This is a genomic window from Faucicola mancuniensis, from assembly GCF_046523945.1.
GTDB lineage: Bacteria > Pseudomonadota > Gammaproteobacteria > Pseudomonadales > Moraxellaceae > Faucicola > Faucicola mancuniensis.
Map to the genome: position 1 here is coordinate 788018 of NZ_CP171363.1, position 25212 is coordinate 813229.

21 protein-coding genes, 2 tRNA genes and 3 rRNA genes are annotated in these 25212 nt (G+C 41.8%); 7 read left to right on the forward strand and 19 right to left on the reverse strand.

The window, feature by feature from the left end:
• Positions 1-152: 152 nt before the first annotated feature.
• The 5 genes from ACGTJS_RS04020 to sdhC all read right to left on the reverse strand — a co-directional run bounded on the left by ACGTJS_RS04020 (position 153) and on the right by sdhC (position 6770).
• Positions 153-3023: a 2-oxoglutarate dehydrogenase E1 component gene (locus ACGTJS_RS04020; RefSeq protein WP_410472888.1), complete on the reverse strand. Its 2871-nt coding sequence runs from the start codon at positions 3021-3023 to the stop codon at positions 153-155.
• Positions 3024-3276: 253 nt separating this feature from the next.
• Complete coding sequence (locus tag ACGTJS_RS04025; protein ID WP_315041470.1) at positions 3277-3987, reverse strand: succinate dehydrogenase iron-sulfur subunit; 711 nt, start codon at positions 3985-3987, stop codon at positions 3277-3279.
• A gap of 123 nt (positions 3988-4110) precedes the next feature.
• On the reverse strand, positions 4111-5973 hold the full coding sequence (gene sdhA / locus ACGTJS_RS04030) for a succinate dehydrogenase flavoprotein subunit (RefSeq protein ID WP_315041487.1): 1863 nt from the start codon (positions 5971-5973) through the stop codon (positions 4111-4113).
• A 69-nt stretch (positions 5974-6042) separates the two neighbouring features.
• A complete protein-coding gene (gene sdhD, locus ACGTJS_RS04035) occupies positions 6043-6378 on the reverse strand; it encodes a succinate dehydrogenase, hydrophobic membrane anchor protein (protein ID WP_410472889.1) in 336 nt (111 codons plus the stop codon).
• On the reverse strand, positions 6378-6770 hold the full coding sequence (gene sdhC, locus ACGTJS_RS04040) for a succinate dehydrogenase, cytochrome b556 subunit (RefSeq protein WP_410472890.1): 393 nt from the start codon (positions 6768-6770) through the stop codon (positions 6378-6380). The genes sdhD and sdhC overlap by 1 nt, the downstream gene beginning before the upstream one ends.
• Before the next feature lie 471 nt (positions 6771-7241).
• Between sdhC and gltA the strand changes: the two genes are divergently transcribed.
• The 3 genes from gltA (at position 7242) to ACGTJS_RS04055 (ending at position 9176) form a co-directional block, all read left to right on the forward strand.
• Entirely contained in the window at positions 7242-8519 is a 1278-nt protein-coding gene (gene gltA, locus ACGTJS_RS04045; RefSeq protein WP_410472891.1) for a citrate synthase, read from the forward strand.
• Between the two features lie 166 nt (positions 8520-8685).
• The gene (locus ACGTJS_RS04050; protein WP_315041478.1) at positions 8686-9039 is read left to right on the forward strand and encodes a hypothetical protein; all 354 of its coding nucleotides are present in this window, start codon (positions 8686-8688) and stop codon (positions 9037-9039) included.
• Positions 9027-9176 (forward strand): hypothetical protein, encoded by a 150-nt coding sequence (locus ACGTJS_RS04055; protein ID WP_315041480.1) that lies wholly within the window; start codon positions 9027-9029, stop codon positions 9174-9176. Before ACGTJS_RS04050 ends, ACGTJS_RS04055 begins: the two co-directional genes overlap by 13 nt.
• A 29-nt stretch (positions 9177-9205) precedes the next feature.
• Here the strand turns inward: ACGTJS_RS04055 and infC are convergent, their stop codons facing one another.
• From infC to ACGTJS_RS04095, 8 genes are all read right to left on the reverse strand, one after another.
• On the reverse strand, positions 9206-9703 hold the full coding sequence (gene infC / locus ACGTJS_RS04060; RefSeq protein WP_315041489.1) for a translation initiation factor IF-3: 498 nt from the start codon (positions 9701-9703) through the stop codon (positions 9206-9208).
• 141 nt (positions 9704-9844) lie between these two features.
• Entirely contained in the window at positions 9845-10225 is a 381-nt protein-coding gene (locus ACGTJS_RS04065) for a hypothetical protein (protein WP_315041482.1), read from the reverse strand.
• 137 nt (positions 10226-10362) lie between these two features.
• A complete protein-coding gene (locus ACGTJS_RS04070; protein ID WP_315041484.1) occupies positions 10363-10728 on the reverse strand; it encodes a hypothetical protein in 366 nt (121 codons plus the stop codon).
• A gap of 326 nt (positions 10729-11054) precedes the next feature.
• Positions 11055-12986, reverse strand: coding sequence for a threonine--tRNA ligase (gene thrS / locus ACGTJS_RS04075; protein WP_410472892.1), 1932 nt, complete (start codon positions 12984-12986; stop codon positions 11055-11057).
• Between the two features lie 390 nt (positions 12987-13376).
• Positions 13377-13478, reverse strand: a complete 102-nt coding sequence (locus ACGTJS_RS04080; RefSeq protein ID WP_410472893.1) for a zinc ribbon domain-containing protein — start codon at positions 13476-13478, stop codon at positions 13377-13379.
• 16 nt (positions 13479-13494) lie between these two features.
• Positions 13495-14314, reverse strand: a protein-coding gene (locus ACGTJS_RS04085; protein ID WP_410471559.1) for an IS5 family transposase whose coding sequence is annotated in 2 segments (ribosomal slippage) — positions 13495-13930 and positions 13929-14314 — 822 coding nt in all. Because the reading frame shifts where the segments join, the coding sequence is not laid out codon by codon here.
• 29 nt (positions 14315-14343) lie between these two features.
• Positions 14344-15438: an RNA-guided endonuclease InsQ/TnpB family protein gene (locus tag ACGTJS_RS04090; RefSeq protein ID WP_410472894.1), complete on the reverse strand. Its 1095-nt coding sequence runs from the start codon at positions 15436-15438 to the stop codon at positions 14344-14346.
• Position 15439: 1 nt separating this feature from the next.
• Positions 15440-15556 (reverse strand): MerR family DNA-binding transcriptional regulator, encoded by a 117-nt coding sequence (locus ACGTJS_RS04095; protein ID WP_410472895.1) that lies wholly within the window; start codon positions 15554-15556, stop codon positions 15440-15442.
• A gap of 14 nt (positions 15557-15570) precedes the next feature.
• On the opposite strand from ACGTJS_RS04095, the gene ACGTJS_RS04100 reads away from it, so the two are divergent.
• The 3 genes from ACGTJS_RS04100 (at position 15571) to ACGTJS_RS04110 (ending at position 18493) form a co-directional block, all read left to right on the forward strand.
• Complete coding sequence (locus ACGTJS_RS04100; protein WP_410472896.1) at positions 15571-15933, forward strand: hypothetical protein; 363 nt, start codon at positions 15571-15573, stop codon at positions 15931-15933.
• A gap of 195 nt (positions 15934-16128) precedes the next feature.
• Positions 16129-16890: a YciK family oxidoreductase gene (locus ACGTJS_RS04105; RefSeq protein ID WP_315044185.1), complete on the forward strand. Its 762-nt coding sequence runs from the start codon at positions 16129-16131 to the stop codon at positions 16888-16890.
• A gap of 196 nt (positions 16891-17086) precedes the next feature.
• Positions 17087-18493 (forward strand): SLC13 family permease, encoded by a 1407-nt coding sequence (locus ACGTJS_RS04110; protein ID WP_410472897.1) that lies wholly within the window; start codon positions 17087-17089, stop codon positions 18491-18493.
• Between the two features lie 171 nt (positions 18494-18664).
• On the opposite strand, the gene ACGTJS_RS04115 is transcribed toward ACGTJS_RS04110, so the two are convergent.
• From ACGTJS_RS04115 to ACGTJS_RS04140, 6 genes are all read right to left on the reverse strand, one after another.
• On the reverse strand, positions 18665-18874 hold the full coding sequence (locus ACGTJS_RS04115; protein ID WP_410472898.1) for a hypothetical protein: 210 nt from the start codon (positions 18872-18874) through the stop codon (positions 18665-18667).
• Positions 18875-18999: 125 nt separating this feature from the next.
• A 5S ribosomal RNA gene (rrf, locus tag ACGTJS_RS04120) occupies positions 19000-19112 on the reverse strand.
• Between the two features lie 124 nt (positions 19113-19236).
• Positions 19237-22084 (reverse strand): 23S ribosomal RNA (locus tag ACGTJS_RS04125).
• A 292-nt stretch (positions 22085-22376) separates the two neighbouring features.
• Positions 22377-22452 (reverse strand) — tRNA-Ala (locus tag ACGTJS_RS04130).
• Between the two features lie 3 nt (positions 22453-22455).
• Positions 22456-22532, reverse strand: a tRNA-Ile gene (locus ACGTJS_RS04135).
• Positions 22533-22586: 54 nt separating this feature from the next.
• Positions 22587-24114 (reverse strand): 16S ribosomal RNA (locus ACGTJS_RS04140).
• The 16S, 23S and 5S rRNA genes sit together here with 2 tRNA genes alongside, the layout of an rRNA operon.
• Positions 24115-24719: 605 nt before the next feature.
• Here ACGTJS_RS04140 and ACGTJS_RS04145 point away from each other — a divergent pair.
• A complete protein-coding gene (locus ACGTJS_RS04145) occupies positions 24720-25118 on the forward strand; it encodes a ComEA family DNA-binding protein (RefSeq protein ID WP_315042407.1) in 399 nt (132 codons plus the stop codon).
• Positions 25119-25212: the final 94 nt, after the last annotated feature.

Below are 25212 nucleotides of genomic sequence, written 5' to 3' on the forward strand. Positions count from 1 at the left end.
AAATATGATTGGCAAATATATAGTCTTTTAAATTTGTTTTAACACTTGATAATCTGGGCTATAAATTTACCAAAATTCTTTATTTAAATACAAAATAAAATAAAAACAATTGGCAAAATGAATGTATTTCATTTTACCAATCTTTATCACAATTATTCTGCAATACCTAACGCATCATGCACAACTTTTTTCTGTTGGGCGGCGTGCATTTGTGCCGAACCTGCCGCAGGGGCTGCTGATGGCATACGAGCCACAGGCTCAAGCAACAAGGCTTTGGTTGGGCGTGTTGCAGGTTTTGGTGGTGCAATCAAGCGGAACAAATGTGGTGCAAGATAGTACCAAGCCCCTTGGTTACGTGGTTCTTCTTGTGTCCACACGATACCTTCAAGGTTTGGATATTTTGCCACTTCTTCCAAAATACGGGCTTCTGGTAGTGGATATAACTGCTCAATACGCACGATTGCCACGTTTTCAAGATTCAACTCACGGCGTTTTTCTAGCAAGTCGTAATACACTTTACCACCACACAACACCAAACGAGTAACTTTGCTGTTGTCCAATTGGTCAATTTCGCTAATCACTGTTTCAAATTTGCCAGTTGCCAATTCGTCCAACGTAGAAGTTGCCAATTTATGACGTAACAATGATTTTGGCGACATCACGATTAACGGTTTACGTGCTGGGCGTAATACTTGACGGCGTAATGCGTGGAAAATCTGTGCAGGTGTGGTTGGTGTAATCACTTGCATATTGTCTTCGGCACATAGCTGTAAATAACGCTCTAAACGTGCTGATGAATGTTCTGGGCCTTGACCTTCATAGCCGTGTGGCAACAACATGGTCAAACCTGATAAACGTTGCCATTTGGTTTCGCCTGATGAGATAAATTGGTCAATAACGACTTGCGCACCGTTGGCAAAATCACCAAACTGTGCTTCCCAAATCACCAACGCATTTGGCGTGGTGGTTGAGTAACCATATTCAAAAGCAAGTACCGCTTCTTCTGATAACAATGAGTTAAAAGTATCAAAACGGGCTTGATTTTCACTGACATTTGTCAATGGAATATACATGCTACCGTCTTTGATATTGTAAAGCTCTGAATGACGGTGTGAGAATGTACCACGACCCACGTCTTCGCCTGTGATACGCACAGGATAACCCTCATCAACCAATGACGCATATGCCAATGTTTCGGCAGCACCCCAGTTCAATGGCTCTTGACCTGTTTGCATGGCAAGGCGTTGTTCTACCACTTTGGCAACTTGACGTTGTAATTCATAGCCTTCTGGCATTTGTGCCATTTTTTCGCCATAGGCTTTTAGTTTGTTAATATCAACGCCAGTTTCCCAGTTGTCTTCTAAATCATGACCGATATAAGGTGTCCAATCTACAAACAATTCTTTGTTTGGCTCATGTACCAATGCACTGGCAACGTAATTACCTTTATCCAAAGACTCACGGTAATTGTCATCATAAGTGGTCGCATCAGTGCTACTAATCACACTTTCATCTGCCAATTTTTTGGCATAAATTTCACGAGTCGTTGGCAATTTTTTAATCACCGAATACATGAGTGGCTGGGTCGCTGATGGCTCGTCCGCTTCGTTATGACCGTTACGGCGATAGCAGTACATATCAACAACGATATCTTTGTGGAACTCTTTACGATAATCGTGGGCAAGCTGTGCGATAAATACCACCGCTTCTGGGTCATCACCATTTACATGGAAAATCGGTGCATGAACCATTTTTGCCACGTCTGTACAATATTCAGTTGAACGAGCGTCTTCAATACGGCTGGTGGTAAAGCCCACTTGGTTGTTAATGACAATGTGCAAAGTACCGCCTGTTGCATAGGCACGAGTTTGCGACATTTGGAAGGTTTCTTGATTTACGCCTTGACCTGCAAAAGCAGCATCACCATGTACCACGATTGGCAATACGGTATTACCTGTGGTGTCATTACGGCGAACTTGTCTTGCACGCACTGAACCAATCAGCACAGGCGATACAATCTCAAGGTGCGATGGGTTAAAGGCAAGTGCCAAATGTGCTTCGCCACCCGGTGTCATCACATTTGAGCTAAAGCCATTGTGATATTTTACGTCACCAGACCCAATGGTTGGTTGTTTTTTACCATCAAATTCATCAAACAAATCTTTTGGATTTTTACCCAAAATATTCACAAGCAAATTCAAACGCCCACGGTGAGCCATACCGATGACCATCTCTTGTGTGCCGTTTTCGCCCGCACGTTGAATCATCTCATGTACCATCGGAATAAAGCTTTCACCACCTTCCAAACCAAAACGTTTGACACCTGTATATTTACGAGCCAAATATTTTTCTAAACCTTCAGCAGCGGTCAAACGCTCAAGGATTGATTTACGTTTTTCGTTGTCAAATTTGATAAAACCATGATTTTGTTCAAGATATTTTTCAATCCATGCTTTTTCGGTCGCTGTGGTAACGTGCATATACTCTGCACCCACGCTACCACAATACACACGTTGTAGAATCTCAATAATCTCACGCAACGTCGCTTTGTCTTTACCAATATTTAAATCATTAGTCGGATAAACGGTATCCAAATCCGCCTCTGACAAGCCATGATACGCCAAAGTCAGCTCTTCTGCCTCTGGGCGAGCCATCAATCCCAATGGGTCAAGATTGGCATGGCGATGTCCACGACGGCGATAACTGGTGATTAAATTTTGCACACCCATTTGATTTTGGCTATATTTGCTCAACTCATCAGGGCTACAGCTACCGCCAACATTGACGGTTACTTTGCTTGCAGTGGTGTTACGAGCCAACAATAAAAATTGGTCTTGAATGGCATGGTGTAACGCATTTTTGTCATCATCTTTGGCAAATTGCTCAAAATATGGCAAATATTTTTCATCAACGCTCGTTGGGTCTTGTAAAAAATCTTCGTACAAAGATTCAAGGTACACCGCATTATCAGCTGACAGTTCAGTAAACTGATGTGCAATATTGGAAGAATTTTTGGTGCTCATTATCATACTCTGCTTTTAATCAAAAGGGTTAAAAAACTATCCATAACTGACAAAAAAATTCAATGATTTTTATGCACAAAAATTGACTTAAAAGTCAAACTTTTATAAAAATCATAAAATGATGCTATTATAACATTCTTTGACAAAAAAAAGACGGTTAATTTTACAATTCTTTGCATTTCTTTGTATTAAAAATGCAAAAAAAACACCCTGCCAACTTGCAAGGTGTTTTTTATTGTCAATACGAACAGATTTAGCCTGCACGGCTTAGCAGCATACCACGGATATGACCGATGGCTTTGGTTGGGTTCAAGCCTTTTGGACAAACGTTTACGCAGTTCATAATACCACGACAACGGAACAAGCTAAATGGATCGTCAAGACGCTCCAAACGCTCTTTGGTATCAGTATCACGGCTGTCAATGATAAAACGATAACCATTTAACAAGGCTGATGGACCTAAGAATTTGTCAGGATTCCACCAGAATGATGGGCATGACGTTGAACAGCACGCACACAAGATACATTCGTATAAGCCATTTAACTTTTCACGGTCTTCTGGTGATTGTAAACGCTCGGTTGGTGGTGCTGGTTGGTCATTAATCAAATATGGGTGAACTTTTTCGTATTGGGCATAAAATTGGTTCATATCCACGACCAAATCACGAATCACAGGCAAACCTGGTAAAGGACGCAAGGTGATTTTGTTTGGTAACGTGTTCATGTTAATCAAACATGACAAACCATTTTTGCCGTTGATGTTCATACCATCAGAGCCACAAATCCCTTCACGGCATGAACGGCGAAAACTTAACGTTTCGTCTTGTTTCTTTAGACGTACCAATACGTCAAGTAACATACGGTCTGAGTCTAATAGCTCAATTTCGTATGTTTGCATTCTTGGGGCTGCGTCCTTATCAGGGTCGTAGCGAAAAATCTCAATGGTGCGAGTGCCTCGGCTCATATTGCTAAACTCCACACGGTATTTATTTTTCAATAAATAACATTTTTAATTTAATTGTTAATTTTGTAAAAAGCGGGGGTATTATACCCCACTTTTTGATTATTTTTAAACCTTAGTTAGACCTTAGAATGTACGAACTTTTGGCTCTACATAATCCACGGTCAAAGGACTTTTACGAACTGGTTTGTAGATGACTTTGTTGCCTTCTGAATACCAAACGGTGTGTTTCATCCACTCTTTGTCATTACGTCCAAGTGGTGCAACTGGGTCATTTTCATCACGTTCATAGTCAAGCACTGAGTGAGCCCCACGACATTCGTGGCGTAATGACGCAGAAATCATGGTCGCTTTTGCCACTTCGTATAGGTTTTCAACTTCTAGGGCTTCAATACGGGCGGTGTTAAATACTTGTGATTTGTCCACCAATTGTACTTGTTTGACTTTTTCTTCTAATGCCAAGATTTTTTTGACACCTTCGTCCATTGACGCTTGGGTACGGAATACCCCTGCGTGTTGTTGCATGGTACGGCGGATTTCGTCAGCTACGTCTTGTGCGTTTAGACCACCTGTTGAATTTTGTAGTTTGTTTAAACGTGCCAATGTTTTGTCTAACACATTTGGGGCAAGTGGTGCATAGTCTGAACGGTCAGCGGCATGGAACTCATCAATGATGTGTTGCCCTGCTGCACGACCAAATACAACCAAATCAAGCAATGAGTTTGTACCCAAACGGTTCGCACCATGTACCGATACGCACGAACATTCGCCAATCGCATACAAGCCTTTGACGATGGTTTGCTCAGCGTATAGACCGTCTGCGTCTGTGCCTGCTTCAAGGTTTGGTTTTACCACTTGACCGTGAATGTTAGTCGGAATACCGCCCATTTGGTAGTGAATGGTTGGCACAACTGGAATTGGCTCTTTGGTAATGTCCACATTCGCAAAGTTTTTACCAATTTCATACACCGATGGCAAACGTTTCATGATGGTTTCCACGCCCAAGTGGGTCATATCAAGCACCACATAGTCACCGTTAGGACCACAACCACGACCTTCTTTAATCTCTTGGTCCATAGAACGAGAAACGAAGTCACGTGGGGCTAAGTCTTTTAAGGTTGGGGCATAGCGTTCCATAAAGGCTTCGCCATCTTTGTTACGAAGTAACGCACCTTCACCACGACAACCTTCGGTCAATAACACGCCTGCACCTGCCACGCCTGTTGGGTGGAATTGCCAGAACTCCATGTCTTGCAATGGAATACCTGCCCGCACCGCCATGCCCAAGCCATCGCCTGTGTTAATAAAGGCATTGGTTGAAGCGGCAAAAATACGACCCGCACCACCTGTTGCCAAAACAGTTGTTTTTGATTGGAAAACTGCCACACGACCTGTTTCTTGCTCCAACGCAATCACACCGTTGATATTACCGTCTTCATCTTTTACCAAATCCAACGCAATCCACTCAATATAAAACTGTGTGCCTTGCTCAAGATTTTTTTGATAAAGGGTATGTAATAGAGCGTGTCCTGTACGGTCAGCCGCCGCACACGCACGTTGTACCGCTTTTTCGCCATAGTTGGCAGTATGTCCGCCGAATGGACGCTGATAAATCGTACCGTCCGCATTACGGTCAAACGGCATACCCATGTGTTCTAGCTCATACACCACTTTTGGGGCTTCACGACACATATATTCAATCGCATCTTGGTCACCTAACCAGTCAGAACCCTTGATGGTGTCATAAAAGTGAAAATGCCAGTTATCATTACTCATATTACCCAAAGACGCACCAATACCACCTTGTGCCGCCACTGTGTGCGAACGGGTTGGGAAAACCTTGGTAATTACAGCGACATTCATACCGCCACGAGCCAACTGTAACGATGCTCGCATACCAGAGCCACCGCCACCCACAATCACCGCATCAAAATTGAGTGTTTGGATATTGCTAATGGTATTATCTTGTTTTGTAGCCATTGCTAAAATTCCTACCTATTTTACAAAAGATAACTTTTGTTTATAAATTTAGTATTAAATGAAATGTGATTTAATCAATTAAAAGAAAATCATCACGCCCCAGAACAAATAAACGATAACTGCAATAATCATCGCCGACTGAAGCACAAAACGTAAGCCACCTGATTTGACATAATCAGTAAACACCGTCCACATACCTACCCAAGCGTGTCCCACCAAAGACAACATCGCAAGCAAAGTAAACAGACGCATTGGCAAACTTAACATAAAACCACGCCACAATTCAAACGTTGGCTGATGGGTCAAAAACCACACCAACATCACCACAGCATACGCGGCTAAAACCACCGCACTAATACGTTGTACGACCCAATCTCTTGAGCCTGAGCCAGTTAAACCAGTTGCACTTTTCATTAGAACATCACCCATACAAATGAACCCACGACCCAAATCGCCGCAAGTACAAAGCCAATAATTGTCGCTGTGCGACCACTGTTCAACTCTTCATTCATGCCCATATCGGCAAATAAATGTTTCATACCCATCACAAAGTGATAACCTAGGGCAGCCACAAATACCCACGCCAAAAACTTAACCAACATATTATTAAAAATCTGGTCAAATCCCTCAGGGGTTGCTAAAGAGGTTTGAAAAATGTACAACACAACAGGTACTAACAAAAACAGCACCACACCAGAAACACGGTGCGTAATAGAAGCCATCGCAATCGGGTTTTTTGAATTTACCTCAATTACATGACCAAGGGGTAAAACGACAGGTCTTCGGTTGCTTTTCACAGCGGGCATCCTTTAATCTTTAATCATGAAAAGGAATAGCTAGCGTACTTTAGCTTTTCTCAAAATAAATTGACAAAAAACCACTAATAACTTATCTTTATCAGGATAAAAATAAATTATTAATGATTGTGTGCTAAAGCTAGCCACCATAAATTTTTGTTAATTATAAAAGGCTTTGCTTACAAATACAAACAAAAACAACAAAAAACTTCAATTTCTTAGTAATATTTCATAACAAAATGTCAATTATTTATAAAACTTATCAAATTTACCAACAAACGTTCTAAATTTTGTAGATTTTTAACAAATTTGCGAAATTTGACAAAAAACTCTTTTACTTTTTTGTTAAAATACTGTTAATATAGCATAGCAATGATAAGCTTATCCAACCGCCAATCATAAATAATATTATGGATATCCCTACAAATGGGTTTGTTAAATGTGATTGGCTTTCTTTTACCATGTTATGAGGACAACAATATGTCAGATAATAAATTATCACTGAATGTGAACGGTACCAACTACGACTTGCCTGTTACGGAAGGCACGCTAGGCAACCCTGTTGCGGATATTACCGCATTAGCAAAAGAAGGTTTTTGGTCGTTTGATCCAGGTTTCATGGCAACTGCCGCTTGCGAATCAAAAATAACCTTTATTGATGGCAACAAAGGTATCTTGTTACATCGTGGCTACCCAATTGAACAATTGGCAGAAAAAGCAGAATATTTAGAAGTGGCTTATGCGTTAATTCATGGCGAATTACCAAATGCTGAGCAAAAAGCGGACTTTTATGACAAAATCAGCAAGCATTCTATGGTAAACGACCAATTGCGTAAATTCTTTGAAGGTTTCCGCCGTGACGCTCACCCAATGGCGATTATGGTTGGTGTGATGGGTGCGTTATCAGCGTTTTATCACAATAACTTAGACGTAAGCAAACAAGACCACCGTGAATATACAGCGATTCGTTTGATTTCAAAAGTGCCTACCATTGCGGCAATGTCTTACAAATACAGCCAAGGTCAGCCTTTTACTTACCCACGCAATGACTTAAGCTATGCTGAAAACTTCCTACACATGATGTTTGCAACGCCAGCAGACGTAAACTACAAAGTAAACCCAATCCACGCCAAAGCGATGGATAAAATCTTTACTTTGCACGCAGACCACGAACAAAATGCATCTACCTCAACCGTGCGTCTAGTCGGTTCTACTGGTGCAAATCCTTATGCGTGTATTTCAGCAGGTATCGCAGCATTGTGGGGACCAGCTCACGGCGGTGCGAACGAAGCAGTGTTAAAAATGCTTGATGAAATCGGCAGTGTAGAACACGTTGAAGAGTTTATGGAAAAAGTAAAACGTAAAGAAGTCAAATTGATGGGCTTTGGACACCGTGTTTACAAAAACTTTGACCCACGTGCCAAAGTCATGAAAGAAACCTGTGATGAAGTATTGGGCGAATTGGGTATCAAAGACCCACAACTAGAGCTTGCGATGAAACTTGAGCAAATCGCCTTGAACGACCCGTACTTCAAAGAGCGTAACCTATACCCTAACGTAGATTTCTACTCAGGCATTATCCTAAAAGCTATAGGTATCCCAACGTCAATGTTCACCGTAATCTTTGCGTTGGCTCGTACCTCTGGTTGGATTAGCCACTGGTTAGAAATGCACTCAGCACCTTACAAAATCGGTCGTCCACGTCAGTTATATACTGGTCCTGTACAACGTGATTTTGTACCTGTTGAAAAACGCTAATATTTTAAAATGTTTGACAATTTTTAAATTTGTTAAAGTTTTAAAAAAAAGCCAAAAATCCCAGTCATCTGATTGGGATTTTTTGTTTGGTTAAAATAAACTTATTTTCATTCATCAAAAAATAACCGTGTTACAATGGACTGTTTTTTTAATTTCAAGGTTATTTATGCCACCCCTATCCCAAACCCAAAAAATGTGGCTGATTGTGTTTATCGGTGCGACTATTTTGTTAATCACGTCTGGTATTCGCCTGTCGCTGGGTTTGTTTGTCAAACCGATTGTCAGTAGCAGCGATATTGACATCAAACAAATCAGCTTTGCCCTAGCCATCACCCAACTGATGTGGGGCGTATCGCAACCGATTAAAGGGGCGTTGGCAGACCGTTATGGGGCTTGGTGTGTGTTGTTCGGTGGGACATTGTTGCTCGCTGTTGGTTGTTTGGCTGTTCCACAGTTTATCAGCGTGTTTGGTTTAGTCATCAGGTTGGCGGATTTTTTGGGGCGTATTTGGGCGGTTTAACGATTGATAAATTTGGCAATTATCAATATATGTGGTATGCGGATATGGTGCTTGCGACGTTGACGGCGGTGCTAAATTTGCCAATCCAAGAGCCAAAAATTGACAAAAATAGGCACAATAAAAAACCATGCGTTTAACATGGTTTTTTATCAAAGTATTTTAAAACTTATTTTTTCTTGGCTGGACCTAATAACATGCCCATTTGGCGGCCTTCAACCTTTGGTTGTTGCTCAACATTACCAATGTCTGTGGTATCAGCGATGACTTTTTCAAGTTGCTGTAAGCCGATTTGTTGGTGAGCCATTTCACGACCACGAAAGCGGATAGTCACTTTCACTTTGTCTTGGTCTTCCAAAAACTCACGGATTTTACGCAGTTTGACTTGGTAGTCGGCTTCTTCTGTACCCGGACGCAGTTTTATTTCTTTTAGTTGCGTTTGTTTTTGGTTCTTTTTGGCTTCTTTGGCTTTTTGTTTTTGCTCGTACAGATATTTTTTGTAGTCCATCACTTTACAAACAGGTGGTTTGGCATCTGACACGATTTCAACTAAGTCAAGGTTAGATTCTCGTGCGGTAGCAAGTGCGGTTTTTAAATCAACAATGCCAACTTGTTCGCCATCGGCTTTGACTAGGCGGACTTCTTTTGCACGGATTTCTTCGTTAATGTTTAAACGGTTTGACGGTTTAATGGGTAATACTCCTAAAATTTTTGTGGAATTTTTATTTTACTCAAGTTTTTGTTAAGTTACAAGTTTATTTTGTTAAAAGACAAATAAAAAAAAGACAAACTTGAAAAAATTATTTGATTAAAAATCATAAGCACAAATCTTCATATCCACATAATCATATCCGTCTGGATAGCCAAGTATTTTAAAGCTATATTTGCCAGTGGTATCCGTTCCCCACTGCCACTCGGTATCTTCGCTATCATGGTAATTTTCTAACGTACGACCTTTTGGCGTTTTTACCACGATATTTTTGATATGGTTATTTGTTTGTGGTTCAATGGTTAATAGTTGTCCTTTATTCAAGTAAATGGTAAAGGTACGGTTTTTAAAATCGCCTGAATAGCTACCGCAGTCGCTACCTTTTGCAAATGCAATGTTGGTAGTTTTTGCCATTGCGGTGGTTGGTAAGGCAGTTGCGATTGTTAAAACAACGATAGACAATAATGCTTTTGGTTTCATGTTAAATTCCTTGTTAATTAAATGGTTTATATCATTTAATTATTTCACTTTTTTTATTAAAAATAAAAACAATTGTTTTGTTTTTAATGAAAACTTACTCAATTTCTTGAATGGATTTTTATCAAATCAATCAATTTTTAATCCGCACAAAACTTCAATTCTGCAAAAGGATAGCTTTCGTCTTCTACTTCAAAAACAACACTATGCTTGCCTTTGGTTTTTGTTTTGTAGCTAAAACCAAAATCATTCAGATTATCTAGCTTTCTGCCTTTTGCATCTCTGACAATCGGATAGACAGGCTTAGACGCATCTACATCAATTGTGAAATTTTGATTAGCGTCAAGATCTAGCGTGAATTTTCTACCAACAATATTACCGTCAAAAGAACCACAACTGCTACCCTTTGCGAAATTTATAGGCGTAGTTGGTGCTGACATGGCAGTAACAGGTAGCGTTGCACAAGCAGTTAATGCTATAACACCAAATAATGCTTTTAGTTTCACAAATTATCCTTTTTTTTGGTTAAATAAGTAAAAAGACAATTTTAAATATAACAGCTCGTAGGGTGGATTAGCCCGTTTTTTAGGCGTAACCTGAGAAGCACTGCTTCGCAAGACGAAGTGCATTTTATAAGGATTTTGGTGGGTTACGCTATCGCTAACCCACCCTACAAATATACATTTAATTTTATCCAATTACTTATTTTATTGGTAAAAATAAACATGATTTTAGCACAAATTTATTAATTTTGTTGAGTGAATTTTTGTTTTTTACAAAAAAAAGAGCGTATTTCACGCCCTTTTTTTATTCACATCAATTTAATCTTAAATCATTCAGCGTCTTTTTTTACCACACGCCCTTTTAACGCCACCGTGTCATTCACCAATTTAATCAACTCATCAACGCTCATCACGCCAAGATTTTCACCTTCACGAGTACGCACATTGACTTGATTATTCGCCACTTCTTTATCGCCAAGCACCACCATAAAAGGAATGCGTTCAAGCGTGCGTTCACGGATTTTAAAGCCGATTTTCTCGTTACGCAAATCGGTAATCACACGCAAACCTGCGTCATTTAGCTGTTTAGCAACACTTTGGCAAGCGTCCGCTTGAGCGTCAGTAATGTTCATCACCACAATTTGCTGTGGGGCAAGCCATGCTGGCATCCACCCTGCATAATGTTCAATCAGCATACCGATAAAGCGTTCAAACGACCCTAAAATCGCACGGTGGAGCATTACAGGGCGTTCACGCTCGCCTTGCTCATTGATAAATTCAGCCCCCAAGCGTTCTGGCAGGTTAAAATCAAGCTGTAGCGTACCGCATTGCCACACACGACCCAAGCAGTCTTTTAAGCTAAACTCAATTTTTGGGCTATAAAACGCCCCTTCACCCGGTAGATAATCCCAGTCAAGCCCAGCATTGTCAAGTGCATCCGCCAAGCCTTTTTCGGCATCGTCCCACATTTCATCAGAGCCAACACGCTTTTCTGGGCGAGTGGAGAGTTTCATTTGCACATCGTCAAAACCAAAATCTTTGTACACATCAAGGGTCAATTTGATAAAATCTTGAGCCTCTTGTTTGATTTGGGCGTGGCTACAAAAAATATGGGCATCGTCTTGGGTAAAGCCACGCACACGCATAATGCCGTGCAATGAACCAGACGGCTCGTTGCGGTGGCAAGAGCCAAATTCGGCAAGGCGTAGTGGTAAATCACGATACGATTTTAAGCCTTGATTAAACACTTGCACGTGGCAAGGGCAGTTCATTGGCTTGATGGCATAATCACGCTTTTCGCTGTGCGTGGTGAACATCATATCGCCATAATTTTCCCAATGTCCAGATTTTTCCCACAGACTTCTGTCCACGATTTGTGGGGTTTTAATCTCAAGATAACCACTGTCTTTTTGCACTTTACGCATATATTGCTCAAGCACTTGCCAAATCGTCCAGCCATTTGGGTGCCAAAACACCATACCAGGGGCTTCTTCTTGCATATGAAACAGGTCAAGGGCTTTACCGATTTTGCGGTGGTCTCGTTTTTCCGCCTCTTCAATGCGTTGAATGTAGGCTTTTAAGTCTTTTTTGTCCGCCCACGCTGTGCCGTAAATGCGTTGTAATTGTTCGTTTTTGGCATCGCCACGCCAATAAGCACCGCTCATTTTAGTCAGTTTAAACGCCTTTAAAAAACGAGTGTTTGGGACGTGTGGACCACGGCACATATCAATGTATTCTTGATGATAATAAAGCCCCATATGCGTCTCGTTCGGCATATCTTCCACAAGGCGAAGTTTATAAGTTTCACCACGCTCGCTAAAAGTTTTAATCACTTCATCTCGTGGGGTCATTTTTTTAATCACATCATAATCTTGATTGATAAGCTGTGTCATACGCGCTTCAATCTTCGCCATATCTTCTGGCGTAAATGGGCGTTCGCTGTAAATGTCGTAATAAAAACCGTCTTCAATCACAGGCCCGATGACCATTTTTACTTCAGGATACAACTGTTTAACGGCGTGTCCAAGCAAGTGAGCACAAGAGTGGCGAATGATTTCAACCCCTTCGTTGTCTTTTGGGGTGATGATTTGTACGGTTGCGTCTTCTATGATAGGGTCGCAAGCGTCCACAAGACGACCATTGACACGCCCTGCAACGGTGGCTTTGGCAAGCCCTGCTCCAATGCTGTTTGCAATGTCCATGATGGTGGTTTGTCCGTCAAATTGTTTAATATCGCCGTTTGGTAAAGTAATGGCTACCATAAGTTGCTCCTAATGTTGGCGTTGGTAGTGATGTTTGCTACGAGTAAACATATATCCGCTACCGTTTGGATTTTTGGGTTATAGTCTTTTCACTATAAGGTTTATAAGAGTTTTTAAGCGGATAATTATAACAAATTTATGGGCTAAAAAAAAGGTGGCGAAAAGTGGAAATGATTGACAATGATTGAGTATAATGGTTTTTATCAAAAATAAAACTTTAAAAACATGACCATCATCTCATTACATGATTATTTACGCCGTTCCGAAAAACCTATCCAAATCTACCTATAGGCAAATTTAGCGTTTTCTTCCTACTTCAACGTTGTTTGCTCTTGTCATTTGACTTAAGACTTACATCAACTCCATAGGCTATCACCGTAGAACTTACGGCTAATTGGTTAAAACCTTAGTTGCATGATTTAAAATATTCATCGCAGCATTAATGTCTCTGTCGTGGAGTGTTTGACAGTTCGGGCAAGCCCAATTTCTCATTAGACCTCTTTCCAAACTAACCCAACTCGAAATTATAAATGGCACAAATCAAATTAACCCTTAAGCCAAAGCGTTTTCTGCGATTACGATAACGACAGGCTAGGATTTTAAAACGTTTGATTTTGCCGATAACATGTTCATTGGTTACCCGTTCAGAAGCTAATTCTCGATTGGCTTGTTTGTCAACTTTAGATAGTGGATTAAGCTTGGTTTTCTTTTTTGGGAATTTGCTATTGGCATGGTGTTTGTGTATGCCTTGATAGCCCGAATCTACTTGGATTAAGATACTAGGCTTTATACGCATTTTTGAGTATTGGTAAAGTTTAAAGTCATGGGTTTTACCTTTGCTAAAATGGGTACAAAGTATTTTTTTGCTGTTTTTATCGACAACGATTTGTGCTTTTAAGGTGTGGTGTTTCTTTTTACCTGAGTATTGCCTGCGTTGCTTTTTTGGGTCGCTCACAAGGTACTTCGGTTGCGTCTATCAGTACGGTTTCAAGGTTTGGGTCTTGCCATAAAGCCTTTTTGCTAGGTAGGGCAAAGTCTTTGTGGGCTATCAGTATGCTTTCTACCCATTTGATGGTTTTACAGACAGCACTTTCACTGATACCAAAGTCTTGCCCTAGGTGAAATTGGGTGCGATATTCTCGGTAGTAACTCAAAGTCAGCATGAGCTTGTTTTCTAGGCTGATTTCATTTTTCCTGCCACCTTTTTTGTGTTGTTCGTTGTATGCTTCTTGTAGTATGGTGAGCATATGAGTATAGGTACTTCTTTGGATGCCAAAGTAGCGTTTAAATTGTGCGTCACTGAGTTTTTCTGCTTGTTCGGGTATCATGCTTTTGCTGTTTTTTCTAAAAATCAGTATTATACCAAATCACTATTAAGGTTTGGAAAGAGGTCTATTGCTAACGTTAAATCTGCTTTATCCATGATAAAGCCACAACATGAACAGGTTTTACTTGATGGATAAAAGCGGTCTAACTCTTTAATGGTCTTGCCCCATTGGTTCGCTTTATAAATCAGTTGCCTTTTAAATTCGTAAAAACCCAAATCATTAATCGCACGGCTAAGTTTACGGTTTTTTACCATGCCTTTAACGTTTAAGTTTTCAAGACAAATCACATCATAAGACTTAACAAGGCTTGTGGTTAGCTTGTGTAAAAAGTCTTTACGAATACAACTGATTTTAAAGTGTAGCCGTGATAGCTTGGTTTTTGCCTTTTCACGGTTTTTAGAGCCTTTTTGTTTTCGGCTTAAACTTTTTGACAGTCGTTTTAATTTGTTAAGTTTAGCTTTTAATGGCTTAGGGGCTTGGATTTTTTCACCATTGGATAAAGTTGCAAGGTCTGTTATTCCTAAATCAATACCAACTTGTTTGTCTGTTTTGGGTTGTGGTTTGATGATGTCTTGTAATTCAACGGCAACCGATACAAACCATTTTTCGCCTTGTTTAAAGATTTTGGCAGATAGGATTTTGCCTTGTAAACGCAAGTTTTCACGCATTTTAACCCAGCCTAAATTAGGGATTTTTATGCGTTTGCTGTCTATTCTAAATTGGTCGTTGGATAAGCTAAATCTGTCATTTACGCCTTTTTTTCTAAATTGTGGGTATTTGCTTTCACCTTTAAAAAAGCGTTTGAATGCGTCTCCTAGTTGTATGATGGCAAGTTGTGGGCTGCATTTGGTTACTTCGAGCATAAAGGGGAATTGTTGTCTTTTTATGCTATTTAGTTGTTTTCTAAGTTTGCCTTGTGATGGTTTGTTAAGTTTGGTTTCATCAATTTCTATGCCATTTTTCAAGCATTCATCACGATAAGTTTTATCGGCTTGGTATTGTTTTTGCCAATTATCTAACGCCCAGTTATAGGCAAGACGAGCCACACCGCAAGCCTTTGCAAAGTAGGTTGCTTGTTTATTCGTTGGGTCTAGGGCGATGATGTGTCCACGTATTAGGGTCATTCTAGTACCTTGGCGTTCTTTCGGCAACAAGTACACCGCTTTCGTCCCATCTGCGTAATGTTGAGATAGATACGCCAAGTTGTTTTGATGCTTCGTTGATACTAATTAATCTGTTCATTTGGATATTGTAAGATGGATTTGGTTAGATTTCAAGAGGCGGTTTCAAGCCCTTGGAAATTATTCAGTTTAAGCTGTGGCATTGCCATTTTGCTCACGGGTTCAGTCATTGAACAGGCGATGGATTGGGATTTTACCATCAGTTTTTTGATGGCGATTAGCACTTATCTATTTTCTCCCATTACCAGTCGTGTGATTTTTTATCGCCAATTTCGTCAGCATATTGGGCAAGTTGGTTGGTGGGCTTTGGCAATTTTTAGTTTGTGGTTTTCTGTTGATGGCGTGTATTGGCTGTATTGGTCTTTCAAAAATCCCGAAGTTGTTGATTTTATGCGAGATGCCAATTTTTTACCGCCTTTATGTTTGTATTTAATCTGAAGACTTATTTGGTTATTTGATGGCAAGTTGATAGATTTAATTGATATTTTATTTAAAAAGGATAAACAATGAAACTCCCAAAAACTATTATCTAAAAAATATGTATTTATTGACAAAATTTTATCTGATAATTAACAACTAGACATAACAATATTTATGTTAAAATAACAAAAACCCAAAATTAAGGAAAAAACCATGCTCACCCATGACGACATCAGAAACTTCACCCCCGCCGAAAACTGCCTACAAGGCAAAAATATCCTTGTCACAGGGGCAGGGGACGGCATTGGCAAAACAGTCGCTTTGGCATACGCCAAATACGGTGCAACCGTGCTATTGCTAGGCAAAACCCAAAGCAAACTAGAAGCCGTATATGATGAAATTGAAAAAAATGGCGGTGCCGAACCTGCCATTTTACCAATGGACTTAGAAAAAACCCAATTTTCACAAATGCAAGAATTGGCGATTATGATTGAACGAGAAATCGGTAATTTAGACGGACTGTTGCACAATGCAGGGATTTTGGGGGCTTTGACACCGCTTGAAATGTACGACCCAGCCATGTTTGAGCAGGTCATGAAAGTGAACTTTACCGCCCCATTTATGCTGACCCAAGCGTTTTTTCCATTGCTTGCCAGTGCCAATAGCGGTTCAGTGATTTTTACGTCAAGTGGCGTTGCCAAACCAAGAGCTTTTTGGGGAGCGTATGCCTTGTCAAAGCAAGGCGTAGAAGGGCTTTGCGACTTATTTACCCAAGAAACGCAAAAAACCACTCGTCTGCGTTTTAACTGTATCAATCCGGGGGCGACCCGTACCCAAATGCGAGCGACTGCCTTTCCAAGCGAAAATCCGAACACGCTCAAAAGCCCAGAAGATTTGTTAAATACCTATATTGCGTTGATGAGTGATGATACAATTGGTGTCAAAGGGCAACTGATTGATTTACAACCAAAATAACCAACGAATGATGACAATTTTTTGATTTTTGCCAAAAAGTTTCAGTTTTTCTGCGATTTTACAAATTGTAAGTTTGTGTTTTATTAAAGTTATTTTTATAATAAGCCTTATTGTTAAAGTGATGTTTTATTTTAACAAAAAAATATTTACTAAGGGTCAAAACTCATTTGACTCTGTTAATCAATAAGGAAAGACGATGACTGAGATAAAACAGCCAGCCGATGATGAGTTGGTGGATTTTACCGAAACCATTCCTGCCCAAAATAAGCGTGGTTTAATCATTACGCTGGTGGCGGCGGTTGTGTCGGTGTTGGTATATAACATTCTGCCATTTGATATCAATGTAAACAAAGGTTTGGCATTATTGACTTTTGTGGGTGCGTTGTGGCTGACTGAAGCCTTGCACATTACGATTACCGCTTTACTTGTGCCGATTTTGGCGGTATTGATTGGTATTCCTGAGTTTAATACCAAAAAAGCATTGGTAAGTTTTGCTGACCCGATTATTTTTGTGTTTTTTGGTGGTTTTGCGTTAGCAACCGCCCTACACGTTCAACAGCTTGATAAAAAGATTGCACTTTGGTTAATTTCTTTGTCAAAAGGTCATTTGGGCGGTGCTGTGCTGATGATTTTTGGCGTTACCGCATTTTTATCCATGTGGATTTCAAACACGGCAACGGCAGCGATGATGTTGCCTTTGGCATTGGGTATGTTAAGCCAAGTGGACAAAACGACTGACCGTAGCACCTACGTATTTGTCCTGCTTGGCATTGCGTATTCTGCCAGTATTGGCGGTTTGGGTACGTTGGTTGGTTCGCCACCCAATGCGATTGCGGCAAAGGCGTTACACCTAGATTTTGCAGGTTGGATGAAATATGGTTTGCCAATGATGTTGGTGATGATGCCTGCCTTGATTGGGGCGATGTATTTGGTATTACGTCCAAAATTAAACCGCCGTATCAGCCTTGAAAATGTGGATATTCCTTGGACGTTGCCACGAGTTTTGACGATTTTGGTGTTTGTGGCAGGAGCATTGTCTTGGATTTTTGGCAAACAGTTGGGCGAGATGTTCAGCTTTACTCAGCCTGATAGCGTGGTTGCGATTTTGGCAGCGGTGTTGGTTGTCGGTCTTGGTTTGGTAAGTTGGAAGCAAGTCAGCGACAGCACCGACTGGGGCGTGTTAATGCTATTTGGTGGCGGTATTGCCTTAAGTAGCGTCATGCAAAGCTCTGGTGCCTCCTTGGTACTCGGTCAGCAAATCGCCAATACCTTCTCATCAGCACCGATTTTTGTGGTGATTTTTGTGGTGTCTGCCTTTATCATCATGCTGACCGAATTTACGTCAAATACCGCATCAGCGGCGTTACTTGTGCCTGTCTTTGCGACCATTGCCACCCAAATGGGTATGCCTGTGGAAGTGATGGTGTTAATCATCGGTATCGGTGCAAGTTGTGCGTTTATGATGCCAGTTGCGACCCCACCAAATGCGATTGTCATGGGAACAGGCGATGTCAGCCAAAAAGACATGATGAAAGTCGGTGCGGTGCTAAACGCTGTGGCTATCGTGATTGTTGCTGTTTGGACGTATGTGTTTTTGATGTAAAATATTTAAAAGCTTTATCGCACAATAAAACCCATAACAAGATGTTATGGGCTTTTATTTTGGTAATTTTTAATAACAATTTTGTTCAATTAAAACCAAACCGCAAAATTAAAAGTACAGCCCAACAACGAGCAGTGAGCGACTTAATATGGCAAAAGAACCTTAAAAATACTACGTTTCCGTTCGTGGTGAGCTTGTCGAACCATGAGCGGTTTTCCACTTCGCTACGCTACGTCTTGCGAAACAGTGTTTCTCACCAACCAAATGACAAATATCACCGCAGTAGAGCTGTAAAGACACCGATTCACACAACGCAAAATCGCCACGTTGTACCGTAAGCGATTGGCATTGTAAAACAGGATTTTTTGAATAATTTTGCATAAACAACAGCACAACAATAAAAAGGTCATTATAACCTTTAACCACGTCTTAATCAAAATTAAATCAAGATAAATTTGAGTCAAATAAAAACCCCCTCACGATTGCGAGGGGGTATAGGAAAAAGGAGCTGACGATGACCTACTTTCACATGGAGAACCACACTATCATTGGCGTATTGTTGTTTCACTTCTGAGTTCGGGAAGGGATCAGGTGGGACCAACAAGCTATAATCGTCAGCAAAAGGGGATAGAGGAATGGTCTGATATACTTATATCATATAAGATATTAAGTAAAGCAAATAAAATTGAACTAAATCAAGGTGATATAAAATCAGAATAACTAACAACACACTTAAGCGTTGTATAGTCAAGCCAAACGAGCAATTAGTATTGGTTAGCTACACATGTCACCATGCTTCCACACCCAACCTATCAACGTCGTAGTCTACAACGGCTCTTTAGGGAAATCTAATCTTAAGGTGGGCTTCCCGCTTAGATGCTTTCAGCGGTTATCCCATCCGAACATAGCTACTCGGCAATGCGACTGGCGTCACAACCGAAACACCAGAGGTTCGTCCACTCTGGTCCTCTCGTACTAGGAGCAGATCCTCTCAAATTTCCAACGCCCACGGTAGATAGGGACCGAACTGTCTCACGACGTTCTAAACCCAGCTCGCGTACCTCTTTAAATGGCGAACAGCCATACCCTTGGGACCTGCTTCAGCCCCAGGATGAGATGAGCCGACATCGAGGTGCCAAACACCGCCGTCGATATGAACTCTTGGGCGGTATCAGCCTGTTATCCCCAGAGTACCTTTTATCCGTTGAGCGATACTCTTCCATACAGAACCACCGGATCACTAAGACCTACTTTCGTACCTGCTCGACTTGTGGGTCTCGCAGTTAAGCGCGCTTTTGCCTTTATACTCTTCGAACGATTTCCGACCGTTCTGAGCGCACCTTCGTACTCCTCCGTTACTCTTTAGGAGGAGACCGCCCCAGTCAAACTACCCACCATACATTGTCCTTGAATTTGTTAATTCTAAGTTAGAACCCCAACATAACCAGGGTGGTATTTCAAGGTTGGCTCCACAAATACTGGCGTATCTGCTTCAAAGCCTCCCACCTATCCTACACAAGTTAGGTCAAAGTTCAATGTAAAGCTGTAGTAAAGGTTCACGGGGTCTTTCCGTCTAGTCGGGTACACAGCATCTTCACTGCGATTTCGATTTCACTGAGTCTCTGCTGGAGACAGCGCCGCCATCATTATGCCATTCGTGCAGGTCGGAACTTACCCGACAAGGAATTTCGCTACCTTAGGACCGTTATAGTTACGGCCGTTTACTGGGGCTTCGATCAAGAGCTTCGCTTACGCTAACCCCATCAATTAACCTTCCAGCACCGGGCAGGCATCACACCCTATACGTCCACTTTCGTGTTTGCAGAGTGCTGTGTTTTTAATAAACAGTTGCAGGGGCCTGGTATCTGCGACTGCCAATAGCTTTGTAGTGCATGACTACTCACCATCGGCAGCGTACCTTCTCCCGAAGTTACGGTACCATTTTGCCTAGTTCCTTCAGCAGAGTTCTCTCAAGCGCCTTAGTATTCTCTACCTGACCACCTGTGTCGGTTTCGGGTACGATTTCTTTATGACTATCGCTTAGAAGCTTTTCCTGGAAGCAGGGTATTTGCCACTTCGCTGTACATGTACAGCTTGCTATCAGATCTCATTACTAATCGAGCGGATTTGCCTACTCAATCTAACTACATCCTTCCACCTGGACAACCATCGCCAGGCTGGCATAACCTTCTCCGTCCCTCCATCGCATCATAAACAAGTATTGGAATATTAACCAATTTCCCATCGACTACGCCTTTCTACCGCCTTAGGGGTCGACTCACCCAGCCCCGATTAACGTTGGACTGGAACCCTTGGTCTTCCGGCGAACGGGCTTTTCACCCGTTTTGTCGTTACTCACGTCAGCATTCGCTCTTGTGATACCTCCAGCATACCTTACAATACACCTTCATCGGCTTACACAATGCTCCCCTACCACTTAATTGAAACAATTAAATCCGCAGCTTCGGCTCCTAGTTTGAGCCCCGTTACATCTTCCGCGCAGGCCGACTCGACTAGTGAGCTATTACGCTTTCTTTAAAGGGTGGCTGCTTCTAAGCCAACCTCCTAGCTGTCTGTGCCTTCCCACATCGTTTCCCACTTAACTAGGAATTTGGGGCCTTAGCTGGCGGTCTGGGTTGTTTCCCTCTTGACAACGGACGTTAGCACCCGCTGTCTGTCTCCCGGATATTACTCATCGGTATTCGGAGTTTGCATCGGTTTGGTAAGTCGGGATGACCCCCTAGCCGAAACAGTGCTCTACCCCCAATGGTATTCGTCCGAGGCGCTACCTAAATAGCTTTCGGGGAGAACCAGCTATCACCGAGTTTGATTAGCCTTTCACCCCTATCCACAAGTCATCCCCTGGCTTTTCAACGACAGTGGGTTCGGTCCTCCGGTAACTGTTACGTCACTTTCAACCTGCTCATGGATAGATCACTCGGTTTCGGGTCTATACCCTGCAACTAGACGCCCTATTAAGACTCGGTTTCCCTACGGCTCCCCTATTCGGTTAACCTTGCTACAGAATATAAGTCGCTGACCCATTATACAAAAGGTACGCCGTCACGGAACAAGTCCGCTCCGACTGCTTGTATGCACACGGTTTCAGGTTCTATTTCACTCCCCTCACAGGGGTTCTTTTCGCCTTTCCCTCACGGTACTGGTTCACTATCGGTCAGTCAGGAGTATTTAGCCTTGGAGGATGGTCCCCCCATCTTCAGACAGGATTTCTCGTGTCCCGCCCTACTTAATATGCTTCTTATAACCTTTTAAATACGGGACTATCACCCTCTACGGTCAAGCTTCCCAGCTCGTTCTTCTAAGTTATAATCAGTCGGCTCCTCCCCGTTCGCTCGCCGCTACTTGGGGAATATCGGTTGATTTCTTTTCCTCGGGGTACTGAGATGTTTCACTTCTCCCGGTTCGCTTCGTATTATATACGATGACTATCTTATGATAGTCGGGTTTCCCCATTCAGATATCGCCGGATCACAGGATATTGCCACCTCCCCGACGCTTTTCGCAGGCTGTCACGTCTTTCTTCGCCTCTGACTGCCAAGGCATCCACCATGTGCACTTCATTACTTGACTATACAACCTTAAGTATGCTTAAGACCATATAGGTAATTATTCGTAACGATTTTATACCTAAGTTTACGCTTGATTCAGTTCTCTTTACTTTTAAGTAATCACTTTTATCTAACCAGTTTGGGACTGATTAGCTGATTACTAAGGTTAACTATTTGTTGGAACTAATAGTTAACCCAGACTCATTTCTCTATGTTGTTATTGATTTATCATTCCTTCGTCAGGTAATGATTTATTTTCTGATAAAACAGATTGAAGTGGTCTTTATTATTAAAATCACTTTGTCTGCTTTATGTGGTGGAGTTAAGGAGAGTCGAACTCCTGACCTCCTGCGTGCAAGGCAGGCGCTCTACCAACTGAGCTATAACCCCATATGGTGGGTCTAATAAGACTTGAACTTATGACCCCTGCCTTATCAAGGCAGTGCTCTAACCAACTGAGCTATAGACCCCTTTAGTGTAAAACACATTCACAACTTGTTGTAGATTCTCATACTCGCTTTCGTTAAGGAGGTGATCCAGCCGCAGGTTCCCCTACGGCTACCTTGTTACGACTTCACCCCAGTCATCGACCACACCGTGGTAATCGCCCTCCTAAGTTAGGCTAACTACTTCTGGTGCAATAGACTCCCATGGTGTGACGGGCGGTGTGTACAAGGCCCGGGAACGTATTCACCGCGGCTTTCTGATCCGCGATTACTAGCGATTCCGACTTCATGGAGTCGAGTTGCAGACTCCAATCCGGACTACGATTGGCTTTTTGAGATTGGCATCACATCGCTGTGTAGCTACCCTCTGTACCAACCATTGTAGCACGTGTGTAGCCCTGGTCGTAAGGGCCATGATGACTTGACGTCGTCCCCGCCTTCCTCCAGTTTGTCACTGGCAGTATCCTTAAAGTTCCCGGCTTTACCCGCTGGCAAGTAAGGAAAAGGGTTGCGCTCGTTGCGGGACTTAACCCAACATCTCACGACACGAGCTGACGACAGCCATGCAGCACCTGTATGTGAATTCCCGAAGGCACTCCCACATCTCTGTAGGATTCTCACTATGTCAAGACCAGGTAAGGTTCTTCGCGTTGCATCGAATTAAACCACATGCTCCACCGCTTGTGCGGGCCCCCGTCAATTCATTTGAGTTTTAACCTTGCGGCCGTACTCCCCAGGCGGTCTACTTATCGCGTTAACTGCGCCACTAAAGTCTCATGGACCCCAACGGCTAGTAGACATCGTTTACGGCGTGGACTACCAGGGTATCTAATCCTGTTTGCTACCCACGCTTTCGAACCTCAGTGTCAGTATTATGCCAGGGTGCTGCCTTCGCCATCGGTATTCCTCCAGATCTCTACGCATTTCACCGCTACACCTGGAATTCTACACCCCTCTCACATACTCTAGCTAACCAGTATCACATGCAGTTCCTAGGTTAAGCCCAGGGATTTCACATGTGACTTAATTAGCCACCTACGCTCGCTTTACGCCCAGTAATTCCGATTAACGCTCGCACCCTCTGTATTACCGGTACGCTGGCACAGAGTTAGCCGGTGCTTATTCTGTAGGTAACGTCATTCCTAATAGGTGTTAATTATTAGGTCTTCCTCCCTACTTAAAGTGCTTTACAACCAAAAGGCCTTCTTCACACACGCGGCATGGCTGGATCAGGGTTCCCCCCATTGTCCAATATTCCCCACTGCTGCCTCCCGTAGGAGTCTGGGCCGTGTCTCAGTCCCAGTGTGGCTGATCATCCTCTCAGACCAGCTATGGATCGTCGCCATGGTGAGCCTTTACCTCACCATCTAGCTAATCCATTTTAGGCTCATCTCATAACGACAGCTTATGCCATCTTTCACCCATGGGTCGTATGCGGTATTAATTTGGGTTTCCCCAAGCTATCCCCCATTATGAGGCAGATTCCTAAATGTTACTCACCCGTTCGCCACTAATCCCCCTAGCAAGCTAGGGTTCATCGTTCGACTTGCATGTGTTAAGCCTGCCGCCAGCGTTCAATCTGAGCCATGATCAAACTCTTCAGTTCAATCTTCTCGCTCATTTATTATTACTAGCTCAAATTCATCTTCCGAAGTTCTTCTTACTCGTAATTTATAAATAAACTTATTTCTATAGTGCTTCGCTATTCCTGCTTAATAGATAAACTATTGCTAGCTTATCTACTAAAAAAGACTTTAACTTCTCTATCCATTTATTTCTTCACAAGTATGAAAACCTACACAAGTTGTCTTTGTGTTTCTTGTCTTTTATTGAGTTTGTCATAGCTTCGTCAGCTATGTCGTTTGAATGAGTTGCATATTATACTATGCTTTTTCGCTTTGTCAAGCTTTATTTTCATTCTTTTTTTTGTTTTTACCGTCGGGGTTTAATAAAAACATTTTTAGGCTCGTTATTTTTGTTGAGCCTTTTGTATGTTGTTGTTTTTACTAGATTTTTTTGTCTAGCTCCGCTTCGGTAGGTGCGTATTATACGCTTTTTATTTCATCTGTCAATGTGTTTTTGAAAAAAAGATAGCTTTTTTTATGGGTTTCTTGGAATTTCTTTGGTTTTCAATAACTTATATTTTTGATTATTTTTGTATTATAATATTTTTAGTGATACTACTGTAATTTTTTGAGTAAGGTGAGTTAAATGCGTATTGTCATGCAGTTTTTGTTAATGATTACTGGATTTTTGTTTTTAAATGTGGGCTATACACAGGTTTGTCGTCCTATGATGTCGGCAGAACAGGCATTTTTGACAATTAAACAACCAAAATCATCGGTTTCGTCTACGTCAGTTTCCGCTTTGCAAACACCGACCAATCCAAATGTAGCCACTATAAATACGCCAACTTTAATCAATATTAATACGGCTACAGAAGCACAGCTTGCTCAGTTAAAAGGCATTGGAGCGAAAAAGGCTCAAGATATTATTACCTATCGTACCATGATTGCTCCTTTTAAGTCGGTTGATGAGTTGGCAAATGTAAAAGGCATTGGCAAGGCGACTGTGGATAAAAATCGGCATTTAATCACGGTTTTGCCGTAAGTCTTTTGCAAAGTTTGACAAAATTTGCGTTGTTTTTTTAGATTAATCACGCAAGGCTTAAAAAATTTGTTAGAATAAAGGGATATTTTAATTT